Source organism: Pedobacter sp. BS3 (assembly GCF_008274585.1).
In the GTDB taxonomy this organism is placed as follows: Bacteria; Bacteroidota; Bacteroidia; order Sphingobacteriales; family Sphingobacteriaceae; genus Hufsiella_A.
Map to the genome: position 1 here is coordinate 12,964 of NZ_VTRT01000001.1, position 19,113 is coordinate 32,076.

At 45.8% G+C, this 19,113-nt stretch carries 9 protein-coding genes; all 9 read right to left on the reverse strand.

Translation table 11 applies throughout. The features are described from left to right. Positions 1 to 43 precede the first annotated feature (43 nt). Positions 44 to 1,693, reverse strand: coding sequence for a sulfatase family protein (locus FW774_RS00040; RefSeq protein WP_149346123.1), 1,650 nt, complete (start codon positions 1,691 to 1,693; stop codon positions 44 to 46). A gap of 117 nt (positions 1,694 to 1,810) precedes the next feature. Further along, positions 1,811 to 3,289 (reverse strand): choice-of-anchor Q domain-containing protein, encoded by a 1,479-nt coding sequence (locus FW774_RS00045; protein ID WP_149346124.1) that lies wholly within the window; start codon positions 3,287 to 3,289, stop codon positions 1,811 to 1,813. A gap of 8 nt (positions 3,290 to 3,297) precedes the next feature. Next, positions 3,298 to 4,833: a hypothetical protein gene (locus tag FW774_RS00050; protein WP_149346125.1), complete on the reverse strand. Its 1,536-nt coding sequence runs from the start codon at positions 4,831 to 4,833 to the stop codon at positions 3,298 to 3,300. A gap of 197 nt (positions 4,834 to 5,030) precedes the next feature. Further along, on the reverse strand, positions 5,031 to 7,565 hold the full coding sequence (locus FW774_RS00055; protein ID WP_149346126.1) for a phosphocholine-specific phospholipase C: 2,535 nt from the start codon (positions 7,563 to 7,565) through the stop codon (positions 5,031 to 5,033). A gap of 113 nt (positions 7,566 to 7,678) precedes the next feature. Further along, positions 7,679 to 8,701 carry a DUF5627 domain-containing protein gene (locus tag FW774_RS00060; RefSeq protein WP_149346127.1) on the reverse strand — a complete coding sequence of 341 codons (1,023 nt, stop codon included), beginning with the start codon at positions 8,699 to 8,701 and terminating at the stop codon, positions 7,679 to 7,681. Between the two features lies 1 nt (position 8,702). Continuing rightward, entirely contained in the window at positions 8,703 to 10,421 is a 1,719-nt protein-coding gene (locus FW774_RS00065; protein ID WP_149346128.1) for a RagB/SusD family nutrient uptake outer membrane protein, read from the reverse strand. Between the two features lie 13 nt (positions 10,422 to 10,434). Then, positions 10,435 to 13,515, reverse strand: a complete 3,081-nt coding sequence (locus FW774_RS00070) for a SusC/RagA family TonB-linked outer membrane protein (RefSeq protein ID WP_149346129.1) — start codon at positions 13,513 to 13,515, stop codon at positions 10,435 to 10,437. A 37-nt stretch (positions 13,516 to 13,552) separates the two neighbouring features. Continuing rightward, positions 13,553 to 15,376, reverse strand: a complete 1,824-nt coding sequence (locus tag FW774_RS00075; protein WP_149346130.1) for a RagB/SusD family nutrient uptake outer membrane protein — start codon at positions 15,374 to 15,376, stop codon at positions 13,553 to 13,555. Between the two features lie 13 nt (positions 15,377 to 15,389). Then, positions 15,390 to 18,572, reverse strand: a complete 3,183-nt coding sequence (locus FW774_RS00080; protein WP_149346131.1) for a SusC/RagA family TonB-linked outer membrane protein — start codon at positions 18,570 to 18,572, stop codon at positions 15,390 to 15,392. Positions 18,573 to 19,113 lie beyond the last annotated feature (541 nt).

Sequence of the window (19,113 nt, forward strand, 5' to 3'; positions counted from 1 at the left end):
GTTAATTTTTAGTTAAGTAATGGGTATGATTTAGTTGTGTTGTTTAGCCCTCCTTATCTTCGGTTTTTCCCTTGTGCTCTACCCGCTCAATAATGGCCTTAAACTCGGCCACCTTATCAGGCATTTTATTGTACAGGTTATGCTTTTCGCCGGGATCGGTTTTGATGTTGTATAGCTGAAAATCCTTAGGGAAAGGACCGCCCTTATAAAATGTCTGACCCCAGGCAGCCTTACCAGATTCGATATATGTCCAGTCGCCGTGATTCACCACGTAAGCGCCCCCGCCACCCGAAACAATGGTCATGGATCTACGTACCTGCTTACTGGAAGTACCCAGGATATTGCCCAGGTAGCTGTAGCTGTCTTCGCCCTCATTGGGCGCCAGCTTATCGCCAACCAGCTCGGCAAAGGTGGCCAGCAGATCGGTATTGCAAACGGTATTATTGTTCACCGCACCAGCCTTGATCTCTCCCGGCCAGTGCATAATAAGCGGTACACGGTGCCCGCCTTCCCAGGCATCGGCTTTAAAGCCGCGAAATTCGCCCGAAGCCTTGTGCCCGTACGTGAGCCAACCGCCTGTGTCTTTACCGTTTTTACCGGGTTTTATGTACTCCGGCTTATAATCGCTGAAATAGTCCAGGTAATACTTATCTCCTAAATCTTTATGGTATTTCTGTATAGCATCAAAAGCATCGCCGGGAACACCGCCATTATCTGATGTCACAATGAGCAGGGTATTGTCAAACGCATTGTTCTTTTTCAGCGTTTTTACTATCTGGTCAACTACCCAGTCAAACTCCTCGATCTTATCACCCCGTAAGCCGGCACGGCTCTTACCCTTGGTAAAGGTTGGTAGCGCCGGCCTGTGGATAGCGCTGGTGGGGAAATACAAAAAGAGGGGCTTATCGCGATATTGCTTAAAGTGATCATCAATAACACTTACCGCCTTTTTGGTAAGCTCCTGGTCGATGGTTTCCAGGTTCCAGTTGGGCGCCCGCAGGCAGGGCTGATCGGTATCATATACGTACTCTTTCTGTACCGTTGGCGGTTCTACCACATGATCATTCTCAATGTACACAAACGGAATCATGTTATTGGAAGCCGAAATACCATAGTAGTAATCAAAGCCACGTTCTACAGGGCCCTGCTTTACCGGTTTTGAAAAGTCGATATAATCCTGTGTAGTACGTTCCCAGGAATCAAATACATCCTTCACCGGGTCGGCAGGGGCATTAGGTTTCAATGCCCATTCAAAACCCAGGTGCCATTTACCGATACAGGCGGTACGATAACCATTCCGTTTAAGCATCGATGCTATGGTAGTGCGCCCCTGCTCAATTAAAGGCTGGGCAAACCAGGTGAGCACGCCGGTACGCAGCCGTGTACGCCACGAATAACGTCCGGTAAGAATGCTGTAACGTGATGGTGAGCATAACGATGAGGCCGTATGAGCATCGGTAAACCGCATGCCGCTTTCAGCAAGGGCGTCAATAGCCGGAGTTGATACTTTGGTTGCTCCCTGGCAACTAAAATCGCCATAGCCCAGGTCATCGGCCATGATGATAACGATATTAGGCAGCTGCTTTTTCTTTGGCTTTTCTTTGCTGACAACCCATGCTGTTGCCAGTGTAAAAATTGCCACACCGGCAACGGCAAGTACTGATCTTCTTAAAATGGAGGCTACTGTTATCATCTGTTATTCAATTGCTGTTAGTGTCAGGTTAATTGATTATAAAACCATCGTGCAAATACGATTATGTTATTGATTTTAAAAGTTTTACCTTTTTTAATTTTGAATTTTTACTTAACATTAGTGTATAAATTCAAATGCGCCGATATCCGGGGCGCTGCCGTTCGGTATGGCGGTATTTATAAAATCTGATGTAAATCCTAAGTTTTGCCCCTGGTCAATTGCCGGGCTACCGGTAGTTATAGCATAATCTTCTGCCTGAGTACCATTGTAGTTCACAAACAGGGGATTACCGTAAACCGGCGTATCGCCAGGCCCTTCTTTACCGATAACCAACGTGCCGGAAGCCGCATAATAAAGGTTATTTTGTATGATATTCTGCGGCGTATGATCACTGTCTAAGCCGACATTAAAAATGGGAATGTCCTGCTCGGTGACAATGATATTATTCCTGATCTTATTACGTGACTGGTTTTGCGTGATGTTAAACACGCCCCAGTCGTTCGAGTTTTTCTTCCGCCGGATAATGGTATTGTTATCGATTTTACATCCGGCTCCGGCCCATAAGGCAATAAATTGCTGGTAATCATCACTAAGGTTATGGTGGATCTGGAAATTTACATAAGCCGGGTGCTGAAGCACATCTGTCCAGGTAACTTCCAGGAAGCCCTGGCAGTCGCGGGTATAATTATGATGAATGGAAATATTGGCTTTATCGTAACGGGCGTCGTCAATTTCAAAAGCGCCGCCATCAGCGCCTCCGGCATCGCCACCCCAGTTTATCCTGGGATCTTCGGCCCGGTAATTAAATATTTTATTATACCGTGCTTCCTGGTAGTCGCCGCCAAACCATATCCCGATAGGGCCCCAATTCCATTGGGCCAGCACACGACTGCAATCGTGAATATAATTATGCTCAATCAGCGTGTTTTTACCGTAACTTTTCACGCCAACCACACAATCATATATCTCGTTATTGCTTACAATGCAGTTCTCAGCGCTTTTATCAATATAAATAGCACCCATTTCCCAAACGGTAAGAAAACCTCCTCCGGATGAATAACTACCCGCTACATAGGCCGATGTATTGTGGCAATACAAGTTCTCCACCTTAACATAGCTGCCTTTTACACGCACACAATTGCCAAAATTACCTTCCGCGAATACCGGGTTGGTGAAGCTCGGAGCAGGATCGCCGGCATTACCATAATCAGTTAAGGTAATGTAAGCACCCGGTTTGCCGGAATCTGTAATGTATAATGGCCCCGTATATGCTGATCCTCTTTTAAAACGAACAATATCGCCGGGATGCAAACGGACATCCTGTATTTTGGCTAATGTTTTGAACGCACCCGTTTCTGATGTTCCGTTATTAGCATCATTACCGTCATTCGAATCAACATAATACGTTACCGGAGTAGCGCTCTCGTCGGGATTTACTACACGAACCCACGAGCCATTGCTTTGCTGCTGCAGTGTATTAACAGTACTTTCCGGATAATTAAAGGACTCATGTATAAGCACCTGCGCCTTCGCGGAAAAGAATACTAATATGCAAAAAGCAAATAAAAAGACCGTTCGTTTTATATATTGATTCATTTGCCTCGTTATTTAAATGTCGGCGTGGTAACATTGCTGATTTGGAATTTACCGAGTGTGAGCCAGTTGTTTGCCGTAAGTTTAGTGCCGTTCAATATCACATTGTCAAACACCAACCCGTCGAAGGGTTTCGATGGGTCGCTGCATTGCAGATAGCTGCTAAACCCTTTACTCATATCCATGTCTATCTTCCAGTTCTTAAACGTCATCCCGTGTATCTCATTCGGGCTGGCCGCATTGGGCGATACACGGAAAATTAATGGTACCGGTGTCTCTGTTACCAGGTCTTCTATCAAAAAGTTTTGCTGTAAACCGTACATCCCGCCTTCGGCAAACTTATCGCCTACGCAGCTCAGTACCCCACGATTTACTTCCTGGTTGTTCCACTCGGCGTGCAGGATATCTACTCGTTGTATGGTAACGTTGCTGGCATTGCCATTCCCCCAGCTCAGCTGGATTAGGCCGCCGTTGTTGAGCTGCCAGCATACAATGTCTTTGAACGTGATATTGTTGCGGTATACTTTGATGTTATCGTCGTTGGCCCAGATGAAGCAGTTGGATACGGTTGAACCGGCATAAGCGGCTATGCCATCGCAATTGTATGTCCAACTGCCAATGACTTTTACCCAGCTTACCGTATTGTTGGTACCGATTAAACGTACGGAGAAGTATTTGGGGTCGGCTATTACGATGCCTTCTAATTTGATGTTGTTGCTCTGGTTTTTGGCTTCAATGCAATGGCTTTCTCTATAGTTCAGCTTAGCTGACGACAGTACGCCTCTGCCATAGATGTGTACGTCCGGGCGCCCATCCATAATGATGCTGCCATATACCCAGGCACCGGCTTCCAGGTAAATGTTTTTGATGTTGGCGGGTACCTGATATACGCCGATGTTGTGCACGCCGCTTTTGAAGTATAGCCCGCTGTAGGTGGAGGGTACGGCATTAACACCGGCAGCTGTGGTATTTACGAGTTCTTTGTACTGGCTGCCGGGGGTAGGGATGTTGGTTTCTGCGGGATTAGCGAATATCATTAGCCCGTTCTGGTAGCCGGTTGAGCCTATTTCGACCGAGCATTGACCGGGTTGGGTCAGCGTAAAGCTGATGACATCGCCGCTGATAGTAGGTGTTATGCCATAACGTGAGGGTAGTATTTTTACGGTACTGCTTAACGGTACTTTGGCTTTGTTGAGCACCTTAACTTCTACCGTTACGCTGCCGCTGAAGGAGAAGTTGGTCCAGCTGATGCTGCGTCCTTTGAAGATGCCTAACGGATACTGGTCTGTATCGATCATGTTCATATATCCTGGCTGGTACTCGGGACAGCTGCTTTTGAATACGACCTGTGTTGTACGCTTATTTCCACTGATAACCGTTACGGAATAAATATCCGATAACGGTACACCGGGATATTCTTCTGTTCCCTCAATTACCGGGTCTTCCGGCAAGGGTACAGCGGGTAAGTTCTTTGTTTTCTTACAGCCAAAGACTAAAAATATAACCGCAGCTGATACAAGCCCTATTATTTTAGTTTTACTATTCATTATACGTTACTAACATTAAAGCGATAAGCAGGATATAACCGGTATCAATTGAGAGCAATACGCTTTGTCAATCTCCCTATTAATCATAAAATTACCTATCAAAGCACAATAAGATATACCAAATTCTTATCCAGTAATAAATTCCCAAAAATCAAAATTTCAGCAATAAATATTATAAGTTGCTAATAATAAGATACTTATATATAATTTCCCATAACAGGATCAGTATATCCTGGTTCGCCAGTTTCTACTTTCCCGGCATAACGATTTTCAAATTGCTTAAACCCGTCTATTTTAACCGTAAAGTCATACCAGCAAAAAGACGAGCTTAAATCCAGCACCACGTTTTTGCGACCGTTTGCCGGAAGCTTTGCCGTAGATATATTATTCTTCCGTATATGGTCAATAACTGTGATCGCATATTCAGCCGAAGGATCCGGGTTAACAAGCGCAATCATTACATTACCCGTAAGTTTCCTGGCGGATGCATCAAATTCGTATGCACACCTTATCTCAACAGGCGGTTCATTGGCATCGCCGGAAAATTCGCGGAAGAAGCCGTTGGGGCCGTACACTTTTAAATGGTAATGCTTTTGCGGAAATAGATCCAGCTCCCAGGAATCTGTTAATGAATCGCCTGCCTTAACGGCATAGTGCCAGTTAGCAAGCTCATCGGCAGCTTTTTTAGCAGAAATATCCGGGATATATACCGTAAAAGGCGCTCCCGCCGCCTTCCTGCCAAAGACCTGGTTACCTGCTTCCATATTCAGCTCAACATACTTTTTGTCTTTGCTTAACCGGCAATCAGCATACAATTGGTATGGCAAGGCACACGCCGGCCTGATACCCTTTTCCTGTACAGCTAACAGTTGGTAACCGGCTTTTTTGGCCCGCTCAACTTCTAACGTCGATAACGCTTTATAACTATCCGGCTCTTTCTTAAACTGCGCTTTATGTATCTTTTCAATATATCCATCCCTTGAAAGGTACGGAAGCCTGGTTTGCTCTTTGATAAAGGGCCTGAATACCGAAGTCAGGTCGCCGCATATTGTGCGGCGCCAGAGGCTGATATTATTTTCTTCTATTTTTTTGCCGTACTTCTGGCTCAGAAAGCCTTCCAGGAACTGCAACACCGAGGTATGATCAAAAACCTGCGAGCATACCTGTCCTCCCCGGCTCCAGGGCGAGGCCACAATAAGCGGAACCCGGAAACCAAGTCCGATAGGTGCTTCGCGGGCCTGCTTATCAGGCAAACCTTGTTCTAACTCCTGCTGTAGCCGGATATGCTCAACAGCTGTATCTGTTCCGGGCGAACATTTACCTGTATTTGACTTCAGTGGGTCGGGCGGCAGAAAAGGCGGCACATGATCAAAGTACCCGTCATTTTCATCATACGTAAGTATAAAAATGGTTTTCTTCCATACTTCCGGATTTTTAGTGAGAATATCGAGCACTTCTGAAACATACCATGCCCCATACCAGGGAGCGCTGGGATGATCTGAAAAACCTTGCGGCGCTACCAGCCAGGATACTGTTGGCAGGTTGCCGGTATCCACATCTTTTCTGAACTGATAAAGAATATCGCCCTTAGGCACAGTAACCTCCCGTTGTTTGCCTTCATCGGTATATTGCAGGGTGGTTAGCTGCTGGTAAAAAGGATCACTATCGTTCCTGGTGAAAGCCCGGTTGTACAGGCTCTTTTCTTTTTCTGATAACTTTTCATAATTATCTTTTCGCCACCTGGCCAATCCTTTTCTTACATTCTCCAATACCGTTTGCTTTTTTTGAATAGCTGTTTGGACTTTTTTAAAGGCATCACCACCTGTGGCCAATGTTTGGGCTTTTTCCTGCAGCTCTTTAATTTCACCGGGTAAACGCTCTGCCTGCAGCTGAAGATTTCCTATGTAGCGGGCCGAAAATTTAACATGATACTGCGAAAAATATTCGAGCGGATTACATCCAAAATTCGATAACCAGGTTCTTTCCTCGCCCTGGTAACCGCCACCGCAGCTCACATCATTCTGATATACTTTCCACGGTATGTTATTTTCCTCAAGCAGCTCAGGGAAGGTACGCCAGGTTGATTTGGAAAAGCTGAGATCTTCGTTACGAATATGTGCCTTTGAGCTGCCATTTTGCTGCTCACGAATAGTTCCCGTCCACAGATAAAGCCTGTTAGGATACGTGCTGGTCATCGCCGAGCAAAAATTCTGGTCGCAAACGGTGAACGCATCGGCCAGCGCATAATTAAAAGGCAGGTCTTCACGGGTATAGTAGCCCATGGTTAAAGGCATATCCTCGTACTTTTTATTTTTTGATCTTTTAGCATTAAGCCATTGATCAAACCGGCCAAGGTTATTGGCGTCAACCTGGCTGGCACGGGCATGGGGCAAAGCGCCCATCCAGGTAGCCTTGGTATCTTTGATATTTAAACGGAATGGTGTGTAAACCTTGCCTGCAGCATTCGTTTGTAACCACACCGGTTTATTATCAGGCAACGTCACAGCCCGCGGATCATTAAATCCGCGTACGCCTTGCAAAGTACCGAAACAATGGTCAAATGACCGGTTTTCCTGCATTAATATTACCACATGCTCAGCGTCTAAATAGGAGCTTCCCGGCTGCGGATCAATAGCCAGGGCACGAGCTATGGAGGCCGGCATAATTTCTGCCAAACCTATACTACCTGAAAGCAATAACGATTGCCTGATAAAATCACGACGTGTACTCATAAAAAAGCAATAGAATGATCTGCCTTACGGTTACGTAAAGCTTACTGTGAAATTCTTCCTGGTCTGGATAGAGTCTTAACTCTTTAAGAAAGAGTTACCGGAAGTTTATTTGCCTATTCTACCTTCGGCACTATCTGTTCAAATACCACCCCGTTATCCCTGAATACCAGCGTATCGGTTACGTGATGGTTTACCGCACCTTCTTTATAGGTATAATCCAGGTACATGGCATGATGCTTTTGGCCTCCCCACACCTCGGCATTTTTAACATAGCTACCGGTACCGGTTGCGGTAATGGTTGAACCTGTGCCGGTTGTAACTGTAATCTTTCCATCGCTGGCTACGTTAAGCGTCATTTTGGCGGTCGCCTTGGTCGATTGCAGCTGTGAGCCTATACCACTGGTTATCAGGGTAGTACGACCGGTAGTTTTCAGTGTCCAGAGCTGATCCTGCTCTACATATTGTGCATGATATGTGGCTGTTGATGCCGGATTTCCGCCTGCATCTAAGGTTACATCCTTACCCCGGTGAAGGTACGTTCCGTGGTACGGGTTAATGTATTTGATACCGAACAGCACAAAATCACGCGGCTGGGCATTGGCATCCCAGTCTGCTGACCGTAATTTATCAGGGTTAGTCACCAGAGGCACACCTGTTAATACCGAATCAGCCGTTGAACCTGTTATCCGTAAAGGAATAACATAGTTTCCGGTTACCGCTATGGGGTCATCCAGGAAAGCATCGGTTAACTGCACCAGTATCAGCCCGTTAAACGAACCCGCCGGAATGGTTACCTTGTTTAGCGGTGAAAGTGTATAATAGTTATCGGGCAAAACCTTAATAGGAACACCCGCGGCGTCAACAAGTGTTGACGGAACCAGTGATTTATCAAGGACATAATTTACATCCCACGATTTTTTGTTTTCATACATACCGCCAATACTTACGCCGATATGGAATTGCAGCTTTTTATCCAGCGAGTTATCACTCGGGCTATCGCCTAAGATCAGTGTCCGGAACGGGTATTGCAAAGGGAAATACACCGCATTATAGGTATAATCAGGATAAGAAACGTCTTTGTTCCTGCACGATGCAAGCAATGCAAAAAGTACCAGGATATAATTTAACTTCTTCATGTTACTGCCAGTTTTTATTTTGCTTTAACTGATCGGATTTTAATAGTTCATTTTTAGGTAGCGGGCTATAGATCATATAATCCTCATACTTACGCTCTTCAACCTGCTGGTAATCATACGTATAGGCTGAACCTGTTTTGGTGATAAATGCACCGCTTACAGGCGCCTTGAAATCGGTCAGGTCTTTCCAGCGCCGTACATCAAAGAAACGTTGCCCTTCAAAGCACAGCTCAAGCCTGCGCTCGTTACGTATCAGATCACGAAAGGTAGCTTTGCTGGTTATGGTGGCCAGATATGCGTCAGGCTGTGTAATGCCTGCCCGTTTGCGGATACCTGCAATAACAGCCCGGGCGGTAAAACCAAAACCGTTAGGATCGGCATCGGGGCCATAGGCCTCATTAGCGGCCTCGGCATAGGCCAGGTAAACCTCGGTAAACCTGAAATAAGTGTTAAAATGGTTCTGGTTAGTTATTGTGCTACCCAGGCTCACGTTATCCAGCACGAATTTTTTAAGGTAATAGCCGGTACGTGTTGAGTTGGTTTGCACGTTAATGCCGTCTTTCGGAGCGCCGATATAAGTGCTGATAGCCCCCTTTGCACCCAATGTGTTACCATTATACAAAATATAGGTTGCTAACCTTGGATCACGGTTTGCATAAGGGTTAGCCTGGTTGTATAAGCTCAGCGTATTGGTGATCGGGTAACCATTTTTCATCGGGAAAGCATTGACCAACTCCTGTGTAGGGTTGGTGCGTCCGTTGCCCAATTGCGAGGGTGGGAAATTATCGGTTTCCAGGTTATGATTTGATACAATAGCCCGCGACCAGATTATTTCGGCGTTTACACCTGTAGTACTGGTGTACCAGTTAAGTCCTGCTGCCGGCATTGTAGCCGGAAGCCCCCCATTAAGCTTGAGCAATTCGCCGGCGGCTTTGGCTGCATTCGCCCACTTATTCATATCTCCCGTAGGGTTATACGCCGGACTTGCGGCATACAGCAACACGGTAGCTTTCAGGGCACGGGCGGCATAACCGGGCATACGGTTGGTCCAGCGGGCGCCCATAGCCAGGTTATAATTTGTATTACCCGAAACATCGGCAAACGTATTGGGCAAATTGGCTATGGCCGAATCACAATCGGTCACGATCCGGTTCACACACTCTTCGAACGTATTACGGGGCAGGTTGAAATTATCTTCGGTAGACAGGGGTTTTAACACTATCGGGAAACCCAATAACTGACCATCTGTTGCTTCGCCTGCGTAATATTTTAACAGCTGAAATTGCCACCATGCCCGCAAGCCATACGCTTCGCCGGTAAGGCGTTTGAGATGGTATTTATTAACCTCGGGATTTTTATCGTCCCAAACTACTTTTTTGTACACCTCCATGAACGAGTTGATGTAATAGATCTCTTTATAGGCCTGGTTCCATTTGGAGATAGGATTATTGCCGGCATTCCAGCTGCCGGTCGCCATCTGGCGATAGGTCGAGCTGGGGTCATTGCTAACCGCATCGTCACTGATCACATCCTCGTTAAAGGTAACGTTAGCCGGCATGTCTTTATACGCGTTTAAGAGCAGGCCTTCGGTGTAAGCCGGAATTTTTAATAATTCCTCCTGTGTCAGGTTATTATCGGGCTTAGGCTCAAGATAATCTTTACAGGCGGTAAAGGATATCCCTGCCAAAGCAATTACTATATATTTTGAGATATTTTTCATCTTCTGATTACTATTAAAATGAACCTACTATACCAAACATATAGCTACGCACCTGGGGCGATGAAGCTACGTTCAATTCTCTTTGCTCACGGGTTTTTGAAATAGTGAACAGGTTATTACCTCTCAGGTACACTTTTACGCCTTTCCAGAAATACCTGGCAGGCAGGTTATAGCTAAGCTGGGCCCTGTTCAGCGTAAAGTAGTTATCGGTGTATAACCAGAACGTTGAGTTTCTGAAGTTATTAGAGCCGCTGGTAGTGGTTAAGCGGGGGTAAGTAGCCGTTTCGGCAGTAGCCGGTGTCCACCTGTTCAGTACTACTTCAGAATATTTCCGGTCGCCGTAAACCCAGTAGTAGGCATTGTTATAATAAACGCTGCTGCCGGTCTGTGCCGTTCCTAATGCAAAGAACTCAAAGCCGGCATATTGCAGGTTAATATTAAGCCCGTACTGGAAACGGGGATGCGAGTTACCGATCTGCACCTGGTCATCATCATTAATAATACCATCACCATTAACGTCCTTATACTTAATATCGCCCGGCTGAACAGTTCCGTACGATTGTACAGCATGGCCGGCAATATCAGCAGCATCTTTAAACAGGCCTTCGGCAACCAGGCCATACCGTACATCACTCACCCTGCCCTGGCGGTACTGGTAATCATAGGCATATTGTACTTCGCTCTTTTTTACCGAACGCGGTACGGCATATACCATGTTTATACCCAGGTTATAGTTGAATTTACCGGTTTTGCCCTTGTAATTCAGGGTGGCCTCTACCCCGGAAATCTTATCCGCATCATAATTCTCGGTTGGTATAAAGCCGCCTAAGTAAGAAGTATATGCAGAGCTTCTTATTACCGGCTCGCCTTCGGTATGGATATTAAAGTAGTTGGCTTCCAGCCAGATTTGATTTGAAAATAACGATGATTCAAAGCCCACGTTAAATTCCTTATTCTTCACAAAATCCAGGTCAGGGTTGCCGGTCACACTGTATTGAACGGTGCTGTTGCGATTAGCGTTGCCGTTATTATATACAAAATCGGCCCCAATACCATACGTGGTATTATACAGCCGGTAGGTAGTAAACCAATCGTCTGTATGGAGTATACCATAGCTTGCCTTTACTTTCAAATAATTTACCCAACGGTTTGATCGCAGGAAGGCTTCTTCAGATACTATCCAGGCTGCACCAAGCGAAGGGGAAAAGGCATAACGGTTTTTATAAGGAAGATATGACGAACCGACATACGCTCCGCTAAATTCGGCCACATATTTATTATTATACATGTAGTTGGCCCGCAAGCCAAAATGCTGATCTTTATTATTGGCATACGACGATGCTGCCGTAGCACCTATACTGTATGACGTCATGTAAGCCAATGCTGTAACATCAAGCCGGTGTACCGTATTAAATGTGTTTTTATAATTGACAGTTCCATACAAACCAAGCCTCCGCTGAAAGTAATTGCCGCTAACGGTCTGGTTATTATCTTTAAAGTCTGCACCGTATTGTGTAACAACCAGGCTGTCCTGCCCGGAAGAACCTGTAACATACGACGGTTCATATATGGCATAGGTGTTATTTTGCCGCAGTGTAAACGCATTCAGGAAATCATACGTAAAGTTGGCATTGGCTGTAAGCCCTTTTACAAACCGGTTGAAGTCAAATTTCAATCCTGTGTTGAACTGGATGGATTTTTGCAACGTGGTCTGCAGACCGCCTTTGGTTAAATTACCTAATAGATTATTCTGGTACTGGTTGGTTCCGCCCAACAGGTACTGACCATTGATCAGCGTGGCAGAATTGGTTATGGCATCGTTATGAACCTCGCTAACAGGTATCAGCGTAGGGAAAGCATTGGGTAATTGCGTTGAAGCGAACTGGAAGAAATCGCCGCTATAGCTGTCGCCATAAAAGCCGTTTGGATAGCGGTTAGTATTATATACAGCCACCGCGTCAAGGCTGGATGACAGCCAGCTATTTAGCTTATAATCGATGTTTCCACGGAAATTTATCCGGTCTGACCCGCTGTTCTTACCATCCTGCGGCTTATATAACGTACCATTGCGGTTTAAACCGAGTGTGGCAAAGTATTGTGCTTTATCGTTACCACCGGATGCTTCGGTTATAACATTGAAGAACTGGGAGGTATTCCTCAGAAAGGTAGAATTATAGAACGATTCGTCAGGGTAGCGTATAGGGTTTGTCTTGTTCCTGGTATTCTGAATATCAGCAGCGGCGTATTTAGGGGCCAGGCCATCATTAGCCAGGGCCTCATTATACAGGGTCATATAATCTGCTGCCGGCAGGTAGTTCGGATAGCTCACCGGATCGTTCATTCCCGCTTCGGCATATACCTTCATTTTTCTTTTATAAGGTGTGCCGCGTTTGGTGGTAATTAAGATCACACCCTGGTCGGCTTTTGCGCCATACAGTATTTTAGCGGTAGCATCCCGCAACACGGTAATTTCCTGTATCTCAAGCAGGTTCAGGTCATCGGCCATGTTCAGCCGGTCGGAGTTATCGGGAGCCGAACGTGGAATACCGTCTACCACCACAATAGCATTGCCTAAATTACCGTTAATCCCCACGCTTCCGCGAATGTCGCGGCTGTTATATACCCCGGGCACACGTCCGTTAATAGCGCCCAATACATTCTGGTTCAGGTCATAACTCAACAGCTCATCGGGTTTGAGGGCACTTACAGCCCCCACAATACGGCGCTTTTCCAGCTGACCGAAAGGTATATTGACCAGGCTTTGATCGCCTTCATCAAACAAGGGTTTGCTCAACACAACAACAGCATTGGCAATTGTTGATATACTGTCTATAGCCACCAGCCGGGCATTGTAGCCTGCCGCCTCTATGCGCAGCTTTTCGCCTGCCCTTTCGGGATCAATGCTAAATTTACCCGCATCATCGGTCTTTATATACCGGGAGCCTTCGTTATACCAGATAGTGGCGTCTTTAATGACCTTACCGTCTGGGCCGGTAACCGTTATGGTATTCTTCTTATTCTGTGCATATAGGCAGGGATCAAAGCTGCAGCTTATACACGTAACGGTTATAATGGTTAGTAGGTATCGTTTCATGCTAAAATTCTACTTTATGTATGCTAATCATCATCAATTACCAGCCGGGATTTTGGGGGAAACCGGGGTATATCTGAACCTGATATTTGAAGAAAGGCAGCCAGTAATGCTTGTCTTCAAATACCCGCGTACCGATCTGTACCCTGTTGAAGTATGTCCAGTTCTTATCGAATGTTACACTGTAGATCTTTTTGTATTCATCTAAGTGGGCTACATGCCAGCGACGAATGTCGAACCAGCGATGGCCTTCGGCAAAAAACTCAACAGAAAGCTCGTTCCATATCCGTTTACGGAATGTATCCTTATCGCCTGTAAACCTGGTGTTTACATTAGGCATATTGGCCCGGTTACGCACTTTATTCACAGCGTCTACTGCGGTAAGGCTTAAGCCTCCTGCTGTTCCGGCAGGGCCGGCAAACTCATTCACTGCCTCGGCATAGATCATGTACACTTCGGCCAAGCGCATGTGCGGGGTAACAAACACAAACTTATCCCACTCCTGGTCCACATTATTTACCGTGATCGGCTGGTATTTATGAGAAACATACGGTGTACGCATTTCACCAGGGTTTCCTTCGGGTGAGTCCCGCCCGGCTTTGTGCGTTGTGGTTCCGTCATCACTATAACTTTGCAGCTTATTCGCCTCGGCATTTTTAACGGTTACATAATCACGGTCTACATAAATACCTGCCCGGAACCGGGGATCACGGTTATCCCAGGGGCGCAAAGGGTTGTAAAGGGTCTGAGCCGGATCATCATACGGTAAACCGTTGGTCATTTCAAACATATCTACCAGGTTCTGTGTAGGCGCTTCGGTTATAGAGTTGCCGCCCAAACGGCCAAGTCCCATATTCCGCCCTAAGAAATTCTTATACCTGCCAGCTCCCGATCCATTACCTGTCCGTTCAAAAATAGTTTCTGATGTCCACGGATATTGGCCATTTATTTTAGCGAAATTATCCTGGTAATTGGCGAAGGGAACCAATGCGTACACGCCGTTATCTGCCAGCTTGATCACCTCGGCAGCTGCTTCGGCCGCACGTTTCATCAGATCAAGGTCGTACGTATAAGCACCTCCGGATTCATGCACCATTGTGGGACTGCCGGCATAGAGCAAGGCACGGGCTTTAAACGCCAGCGCTGCACCCCGGGTAGCCCGGCCGGCAGTGGCCCCTACAATCAGTTTACCAACATCTGTTTTATCCCAATCGGCTGGTAATAACTCGGCCGCCTTGTCAAAATCGGCAACTATCTTATCGGTAGTTTGCCGGTAGTTAAGGCGGGGAATATTGATATTCTCATCCGGCAGCAGGTAATGGTCTACATAAGGCAGGCCCCCGAAACAACGGGCAATTTCAAAATGGAAAAACGCCCTGAAAAAATAAGCCTGTCCTTCTATCAGGCGCTTCTGTTCATCGGTGGCATTAGCCAGTAACGGCAGCTTATCTAAAGCCAGGTTGGCGGCACGAATACCTTTCCAGCCGCTGGCCCAGATACCCGCATTATCACCATTAAGGTCTTTAGTGGTGGAGGTAGAAAAGTTGTTATGGATACCGCCGCCATCTGTTTCGCCGGTTATGCCGGTATAATCGCCCAGCTCAGCTTTTTTCTCTGTAGAGTAGTTTTGTACGGATGCAAAATGATCGGCCAGGTTCATGGATGTGGTAAAATCCGTCTGGCAATAATCGGTAACATACGAGTAGCATTGGTCTACAAATCCCTGAAAAGCATTGTAGTTACTGAATACATCCTGATCTGATACTTTGGCATCAGGCGTCTGATCCAGGTACTTCTGGCATGAGCTTGCAGCTACTAAAACCGAAGTAACCACAACATAAGTCAGTATTTTTTTCATTTTCATGATATTATCTTGTTTAAAAACCTACCGCTAAGCCCAATGTATAGCTCCGGGTTAATGGATAAGATAAGGTACGGTTTGCCAGGCCGCCGTTCTGCGATTCGCGGTCTTCACGCATCTTGCTCCATAACGCCAGGTTATATCCCCGCAGAAATACCTGCAGCCGCGACAGGTTCAGCTTTTTCAATACACTTTTGTTAAAGCTATAGCCCAGCTCGGCGCTTTTAATACGGGTGTATGAGGCGTCTTCCACGTTAAATTCCCCTTTAGGCGAAGTGGTATACAAGCGTAAGCCAGGGTAAGTGGCCGACGTTGTTCTGCCGGCAGCCGGATTCCAGGAGGCATCTGCAATGAAATCATTAATTACGGTGTACCCTTCATTAAATTCGATGTGGTTGGTTACAAAGCTTACATTCCAGGCCCCGTAGAATAATATGCCGGCATTAAAGCCTTTGTAATTGAAACCCAGGTTCAGGCTGTGCGTGTACTGCGGAACACCATTATAAGCATAGGGCGCAGCATCTTTGTTATCAATATAACCATCGGCATTGAAATCAATTATCCGGAAATCGCCGGGCAACCGCTGGGTATTATCCAACGCCATCACACCGGTATAGATCTCGTCCCACGACTGCATAATGCCCTGGCTGAGCTGGGTACGGATCTGCCCGATGGAATAACCCGCCCGTTTCTGGTAATCGGGGCGCAATGGCGCATCGTCAGCGGCTAATATCTTATTCTTATTAAAGCTTTGGGTATAACGTACATCAAAGCCTATTTTATTGGCAAACTGATGTCTATAGGCCAGGTCAAGCTCCCAACCCTGGTTCTTAACTTCGCCCAGGTTTGCCGATGGCAGTGCCGCCCCAAATATATCGTTGCTGGTACGCATATCGGCCGATACAAATACATCGGTATTTCTTGCCCAGTAATAATCAAAAGTCAGGTTTAGCTTATCTTTAAAGAAAGCGGCATCAACACCCACATTCTGCTTGTGTGCGGTCTCCCAGTGAATATTCGGATTAGGTATATCGCCTTCCAGGGTAATGGGTAAACCGGTTGACACTTCGAATGGCGAACCGAAGGTCCATTTCCGGGTCAAGGGGTTCCAACTGCCTACGTATTGCCAGCGCTTTATATCCTGATCATTACCTACCCAACCGTTAGAGTACCTGAACTTCATCTGATCTACAAACGGTAAGGCTTTTTTAAAGAATTTCTCATTGGATATTACCCAGCCAAATGCCATAGATGGGAAAAAGCCGAAGCGATATTTCCGGTCAAACTTCTCAGAACCGTTGTACGCCGCGTTAATTTCGACCAGGTATTTTGAATCATAGCCATAAGTAATACGTCCTACCCAATCTTCACGATAGTTCAGGAAGTCCGCATCCCAGGCCGATTCCGAACGCTTGAACAGGGCCAAACCAGAGACATCGTGCTTACCGAATGTGCGGGCATAATTAAAATTGACCTGGTAATCGGTAGTCCGACGAAAAACCTTGCTATTACTTCCGCCTGGTAAAATAGAATATTCATCGGTATACTGATTGGGGAGGTCGGTATAATTGTAGCCATTCGGTATAGAGGTTGGATAGGTATAAATGGCATACTGATCCCACTGATCTTCCGGTAAACCCAGCACGCTTGGCGGAATATATTTCATTACCACGCCATCGTCAGCAATAACATGACGTGTAGTATAATAGCTATCCATTGAAAGCCGGCCACCAACAGAGAAACCCTTCGTGATAAAATCCAGCTTCTGATCCAGCACCAGGTCTGTGTTGATCTGGGTACGGTTATCACTCTTTACCCCGTTAAAGTTTACGGCGGTTATACCGTTGTAAAACTTATCGTCTGACGGGTTCTGCCCCCATGTGCCATCAGAGTACCGTACGGGATAAACATCCGGCGGATGCCCGTAGAGCGATTTCCAGAAAGTAGCATAGTCACTATTATTACCGTTGGGACTTTTTTGTATACCGTATAATCCCGACAGGTTAACGCTTAACCTGGTGGATGAGGTGATATTAAAATCCACGTTACTTCTGAAATTAAACCGATCATACGTAAAGGATGGCGTATAACCCTGCCCGTAATCCTTAGTGGCTATCAGGTCGCCCTGGCGCAGGTACGATAGCGAGCCGAAATATTTGGCAAACTTGGTACCGCCGTTTACATTAATGTTGGCCCGCTGCGAGGTAGAGTAATTACGGGTATATTCATCCAGCCAGTTCACATCGGGATATAGATCGGGATATTCCTGTGTTTTGTAATAGTTCAGTATCTGCTGCGGTTTGTACTGCTGCCATGAGCTGGGATTTACGGCCATTTCATTCACTATAGCTATGTTTTTCTGAACATTACCATCGTACGAATTCATTACCGTTGGCTGCCGCGATAAGGTATTGATCATGGTTTCGGCATCTACGTTTAATGTTGCCGTACCCTGCCTGCCCCGTTTGGTGGTGATCAGGATAACGCCATTAGCTCCTTTAACCCCGAATACCGCAGTGGCAGAAGCATCTTTCAAAATAGAAATCTTATCGATCTCGAACGCGTCTACATTATCTATACTACGCTCAACGCCATCTACCAAAATGAGCGGCGATGCCCCATTCCAGGTTGATTGTCCGCGAATAAATATTTGTGTAGCCTGGTCATTAGGGCCTGAGCCTCCGGGCAGGCTGGTTGACTGTATGGTTGCCAGGCCCGGCAGCAAACCGGAAAGCGCATTGGCCACCTCGGGCACGTTTTGCCGCAAAATGTTATCGCCACTGGTCTGCACAATTGCAGCTACTACACTCTCTTTTTTCTGGCTGCCATAGCCCACAACTACTACCTCATCCAGCGCTTTTGAATCTGCAACAAGCTTTACGTTTAAGCTTGTCTGCTGTGCTTCTAACGGTATTTCCTGTGTAACAAAGCCTATGCTGGTAAATACCAGAACCGGGCCTTTTTCGTCTTTAAGCCTTAAACTGTAGTGACCGCTGGCATCAGAAGTGGTACCATTTGGCTGCCCTTTCTGCCTTATACTCACGCCCGGTAAGATCTCTCCCGATTTAGCATCTGTAATTCTACCGGATATCGTTCGTGTTTGCGCAAAGGCAACAGTAAACGTTAAGGTAAATACCACTAACAGAGAAATAAACTTTACACACACCGGACCGCCAATCCTGGGTAAATATTTGCTCATCGTTTAATTTGCTTTAATTATATGATATATGAGTTTGGTTAATTTGTTAGAATAAAGATACAGGCCTGGCCAGGTCAAAATTGTACCACTTTTTACCTGAATTTGGAAATCATAAAAACAAAAATTTTATACATTATAATTACAATTATTTGATTATAAGAAGTTTATGTAACATACAATAGCATACTTCATGCTATAAATTATATCCTAAATAATAGGGTTGGAGACACAAATCCATATACACCTGTATTTTATCATACTGATCCGGGAAGCACTTTGGAGGAACATCTCCGGGCAGGTTATCCGGCATTCAGATACTTGTTCCGTACATACCCAAAGGCTTTTTGTACGGAAATGGATATTTGTAGTGCATCCTATTGTGTAGGGCCTCAATCGTATTCACTGCTTGCCTGTTATTCTTCATGGAGGCAAATATAGTATAAATCACAATAATCTATAATTTCTGTAGATTAAATATCTTATCAATTATACTCCGTTCAATGTTGTTTTGTTCGCTAAATAATATTCAATTAGATTGTAA

Bases quoted from the DNA above. Each gene is read 5' to 3' on its own strand.
- FW774_RS00040 (WP_149346123.1), bottom strand. From the start codon at position 1,693: ATGATAACAGTAGCCTCCATTTTAAGAAGATCAGTACTTGCCGTTGCC.
- FW774_RS00045 (WP_149346124.1), bottom strand. From the start codon at position 3,289: ATGAATCAATATATAAAACGAACGGTCTTTTTATTTGCTTTTTGCATA.
- FW774_RS00050 (WP_149346125.1), bottom strand. From the start codon at position 4,833: ATGAATAGTAAAACTAAAATAATAGGGCTTGTATCAGCTGCGGTTATA.
- FW774_RS00055 (WP_149346126.1), bottom strand. From the start codon at position 7,565: ATGAGTACACGTCGTGATTTTATCAGGCAATCGTTATTGCTTTCAGGT.
- FW774_RS00060 (WP_149346127.1), bottom strand. From the start codon at position 8,701: ATGAAGAAGTTAAATTATATCCTGGTACTTTTTGCATTGCTTGCATCG.
- FW774_RS00065 (WP_149346128.1), bottom strand. From the start codon at position 10,421: ATGAAAAATATCTCAAAATATATAGTAATTGCTTTGGCAGGGATATCC.
- FW774_RS00070 (WP_149346129.1), bottom strand. From the start codon at position 13,515: ATGAAACGATACCTACTAACCATTATAACCGTTACGTGTATAAGCTGC.
- FW774_RS00075 (WP_149346130.1), bottom strand. From the start codon at position 15,376: ATGAAAATGAAAAAAATACTGACTTATGTTGTGGTTACTTCGGTTTTA.
- FW774_RS00080 (WP_149346131.1), bottom strand. From the start codon at position 18,572: ATGAGCAAATATTTACCCAGGATTGGCGGTCCGGTGTGTGTAAAGTTT.